This window comes from Streptomyces ossamyceticus, from assembly GCF_001418475.1.
Lineage (GTDB): Bacteria > Actinomycetota > Actinomycetes > Streptomycetales > Streptomycetaceae > Streptomyces > Streptomyces ossamyceticus.
Genome location: NZ_LIQX01000126.1, coordinates 1 through 4,074 on the forward strand (window position 1 = coordinate 1; position 4,074 = coordinate 4,074).

4 protein-coding genes and 1 pseudogene are annotated in these 4,074 nt (G+C 72.2%); 2 read left to right on the forward strand and 3 right to left on the reverse strand.

The window, feature by feature from the left end; genetic code table 11:
• Nucleotides 1-97: 97 nt before the first annotated feature.
• Nucleotides 98-409 carry an NIPSNAP family protein gene (locus AOK15_RS11260; RefSeq protein ID WP_055515468.1) on the forward strand — a complete coding sequence of 104 codons (312 nt, stop codon included), beginning with the start codon at nt 98-100 and terminating at the stop codon, nt 407-409.
• Here the strand turns inward: AOK15_RS11260 and AOK15_RS11265 are convergent.
• Complete coding sequence (locus tag AOK15_RS11265) at nt 406-1,323, reverse strand: LysR substrate-binding domain-containing protein (protein ID WP_055515470.1); 918 nt, start codon at nt 1,321-1,323, stop codon at nt 406-408. The genes AOK15_RS11260 and AOK15_RS11265 overlap by 4 nt on opposite strands.
• 79 nt (nt 1,324-1,402) lie before the next feature.
• Here AOK15_RS11265 and AOK15_RS11270 point away from each other — a divergent pair, with 79 nt between their 5' ends.
• Nucleotides 1,403-2,140 (forward strand): SCO6745 family protein, encoded by a 738-nt coding sequence (locus tag AOK15_RS11270; protein ID WP_055515472.1) that lies wholly within the window; start codon nt 1,403-1,405, stop codon nt 2,138-2,140.
• A 325-nt stretch (nt 2,141-2,465) separates the two neighbouring features.
• On the opposite strand, the gene paaN is transcribed toward AOK15_RS11270, so the two are convergent.
• Both paaN and AOK15_RS46670 read right to left on the reverse strand, forming a co-directional pair.
• Nucleotides 2,466-3,731, reverse strand: a 1,266-nt coding sequence (gene paaN / locus AOK15_RS11275) for a phenylacetic acid degradation protein PaaN (protein WP_240508386.1), incomplete at its 5' end; no start/stop codon positions are given.
• Between the two features lie 2 nt (nt 3,732-3,733).
• A pseudogene (locus AOK15_RS46670) lies at nt 3,734-4,074 on the reverse strand (phenylacetic acid degradation protein PaaN); the annotation flags it as partial.

Sequence of the window (4,074 nt, forward strand, 5' to 3'; positions counted from 1 at the left end):
CCTCCCCTCTCTCCCCCGCCTCCCCCAGCGCACGTCACCCGACACAAGCGACAGGCCGCCGTCGAACGCGGACCGGCCACCCGGCATGATCACAGGCATGATCACTGTTCATCTGAAGTACGAGATCGACCCCGACAAGCTGGAGGACTTCGAGGAGTACGGTCGCCGCTGGGTCCGCCTCGTCGACCGTTTCGGCGGGACCCACCACGGCTACTTCCTGCCGAGCGAGGGCGACAGCGACATCGCCTACGCCTTGTTCTCCTTTCCCAGCCTGGCCGCGTACGAGCAGTACCGCACGGACAGCGCCTCCGACCCGGAGTGCCAGGAAGCATTCGAACTGGCCCGTGCGACCCGCTGCATCAAGCGGTACGAGCGCCGCTTCCTGCGCCCCTTGGAGGACGTGTCCTAGGCCGGCCGGAGGCGCTGGGCGCGGTCCTGCCGCGTGGCTGTGCGCAGAGCTGCGACGACGGCCGCGGTCGTCGGGTTCGCGGCCTCCGAGTGACGCGTCGCGGCGAACAGCAGGCGCTGGATCGGGCGATCCCCGATGGGCGCTGTGCGGATGCCCGGTGCGGCCGGGTCGATGGCCGTCCGGGGAACCAGCGCGGTGGCAAGACCTGCCCGTGCGAGGGTGAGCTGGGCGGCGATGTCGGCGGTGACGTAACGTGCCGTGGGCGTGAAGCCGGCCTGGTGGCAGGCCTGGAGGATGGCCTGTCCGCATTCCGTGGTCGGCGGTGGCACGGCGAGGTCGTGGGTGGCCAGTTCCCGCAGGGCGACGGGCCGCCCCTCGGCCCGGTCCTCGGCGGTGACGACGAGCAGCGGATCATCGAGCAGCGGTGAGAGCTCGATGCCGCGGGGTGTGGCATCGGGCAGGTGGTGATACCGCTGTCCCAGCACCACATCGACCGTGCCCAGCGTGAGTTCCCTCAGTTGCGCCTGGTCGGTGACGAGACAGGTCACGGCGAGCTGCGGGTGGTCCGAGCCCAGCGCGGTCAGTGCGGGGGCCACGATCCGGGCGACGGTCGACGGCAACGCGGCGAGGGTGGCGGTGGCGCCGACCGCACCCCTGACCGCCGCGACGGCGCTCTCGGCCTCGTGTACGGCAGCGAGGATCCGGTCGGCGTGCTGAAGGAGCACCCGGCCCGCTTCCGTCAGGGCAACGGTTCGCCCGTCGGGACGCAGGAGATCCACCCCCACCTCACGCCGAAGCGCGGCCAGTTGCTGGGACACGGCACCGGCGGACAGCGCCAGTGACTGGGCGGCCGCCGCGATGGAGCCTCGGGCGGCAACGGTCTTGAGCATGTGCAGACGACGGATATCCAGCATGACTCGATAGATTAGCTAAAGGGTTTCGTCAGAAAAGATCCCCTTGACCTATTGATTCCCGAGGAGCGATCTTCGGCGTATGGAGATCTTCGACTGCATCGCCGCTGTTGCCCGCCCCCTCCACGACTTCGGTGACGAGTTCATGTCCGACGAGACGACCGCCGCCGTGGGTCTGCGTGCCGGGTTCCCCCCGGGCCGCGGCTTCTACTGCCGCGGCCGGTTCGGGGTGCTCGGCGAGGCGCCGGTCCCGGTGGTCCAAGCGGTTCAGGGCTTCCTCGGCCCTGGCCTGGTCACCCCGGGTTGGCTGGCAGGCCGGCCCGTGATGCCGGCCGGGGAAGCCGCCGCCTGCTATGCCTCGGCGGTCCGGGAGTGGGGGCGCGCCCACATCCCTCGCGATGTCGACGTCGAGCACTTCAACCGCCTGGCGCGGCAGCTGATCGATGCGGCCGACACCGACGCGCTGCCCCTGTTCTCCGGTTGGCGCGCGCAGCCCTGCCCCGCCGACGACCCGGTCGGAGCGGCCATGCAGCGCATACACGTCCTGCGGGAACACCGTGGCGCCTGCCATCTGGCGGCGGTGCGCCTGAGCGGGCTGAGTGCCCGAGAAGCGATGATCATCAACCTGGGCGTCGAGCAGGCAGACCACTACGGCTGGCCGGAGCCACAGCCGGTCGCCGCGGCCCTGGTGCCCCGATTGAGGCGGGCGGAGAACGTCACCGACGAACTGCAGGCGCCGCTCTACGCCACCCTGACCGACCGGCAACGCGCCGAATTCGCCCAGCTCGTGGGGGCGTTGACCGCCGGCCTCCGGCCTTGAGGTCGTGAACGTCCGCGCCCGGGTCGTCGCGAGGAGCGGAACGGGCGGAGCAGGTGGGACGGGCGGCACGGGCGGGAGCCGCCGACGTTTCCGTGCGGCAGCCCGGCCCACAGCCCCGCCGTACGAGCCGCGTCCCCGTCGTCGTCACCGGCTTGGTCGGCCGCGTCGAGGCGCACCCTGCCCCCGGGGCGTCGGCCGAGATCGCCGAGCGCCGTACGGCCTCACTGAGGACGACGGCGGCCGGCTCGTCGGGGCCCATCGGGGCCAGGGTGCCGCCGTGACGGCTCCGCGGAGTGCGGGCCCCGCCGGTCAGGCGGACCCGGTATCAGACACGGTCGCTCTCCTCATCGGGGGCGTGACGGCGGGACTGGACCACGGAGAAGCGGCCGGTGACGAAGGCCGGGTCGGTGAGTGCCGCGTTGGCGGCGGGGTTGGCCGCCGTGCCGTGGAAGTCGCTGAAGGCGGCGGACTGGTTGACGAAGACGGCGCCGGTCAGGTTCTCCGACAGGTGCACGCCCGCGTCCAGAGCGGTCTGGCGGGCCGCCTCCAGCACGTCGTCGTCGGTGGTGTACACGGAGGCGGTCAGTGCGCCGTACCGGCGGACCGTTTCGTGCAGGAGCCGCAGGCCGTGCGGGGTGGAGTCGGTGCCGATGACGAACGAGACCGGTCCGAACCACTCGCTGCTGTAGGTCTTCTCGTCGCTCCCGGCGTCGAGGCGGGCCACCAGCGGGGTGCGGACGACAGCGTCGGGGTGTTCGGGGTGCGCCAACTCCCGGGAGGGGTGCGCGACACGGCCGCCGAGGACCGTCGCCGCCTCCTCCAGCCGGTTCAGGACGCCCTCGTTCACGATCGCGCCCAGGGTGCCGGCGGCACGCACGGGGTCGCCGAGCAGCTTGTCCAGCGCCGCACCGAGGTCGGTGGCGAACTCGTCGGCCGTACGCGGCCCCTGGTCGGTGGTGAAGCCCTCGCGCGGGACCAGGATGTTCTGCGGTGTGGTGCACATCTGGCCGCTGTAGAGGGCCAGCGAGAAGGCCAGGTTGCGCAGCAGTCCCGCGTAGTCGTCGGTGGAGTCGACGAGGACGGTGTTCAGTCCGGCCTTCTCCGTGTGCACGGCGGCCTGGCGGGCGTTGGTCTCCAGCCAGTCGCCGAACTCGCTGGACCCGGTGAAGTCCACGATGCGCACATCGGGGTGGGTGGCCAGGGCGGTGGCGGTGCGCTCGCCGGGGCGCTGGGCGGCGAGCAGTACCACGTCCGGGTCGAATCCGGCTTCCGCCAGGACCTCACGGGCGACGCGCACCGTGATGGCCAGCGGCAGCACGGCCCGCCGATGCGGCTTGACGATCACCGGGTTGCCGGTGACCAGGCTCGCGAACAGGCCCGGGTAGCCGTTCCAGGTGGGGAAGGTGTTGCAGGCGATCAGCACGGCGACGCCGCGTCCGACCGGGGTGTACGTCTTGTCCATGACGAGCGGGCCGCCCTTGCGCTGTGGCTTGCTCCAGCGGGCGGTGGCCGGGTGGCGCTTCTGCTCGTACCAGGCGTACGCCACCGCTTCCAGCCCGCGGTCCTGGGCGTGCGGGCCGCCGGCCTGGAANNGGTGTGCTGGACGGCGTGCGCGATCTCGAAGCTCGCCGCGTTCAGCCGGGTCAGGATCTCGGCCGCGACCCCGGCCCGGGTGTCGGGGCTCGCGGCGCGCCACGGTGCGGCGGCGGCCTTGGCCGTGGCGACGGCTGTGCCGGGGGCGAGGTAGGGGTAGCTGACGTCGAGGGGGAAGCCGTAGGGCGAGAACTCGGTGGCGGGGACGGTGCCGGCGGTGGGGTGACCGTCGAGGGGGAAGGGGTTGCCGAGGAGGGCGCGGAAGGCGGCCTCGCGCTGCTGGGGCGCCTCGGCTCCGTCGGCGGCGGTGCTGGGCGTCTCCGGGTACGGCGTCCAGTAGC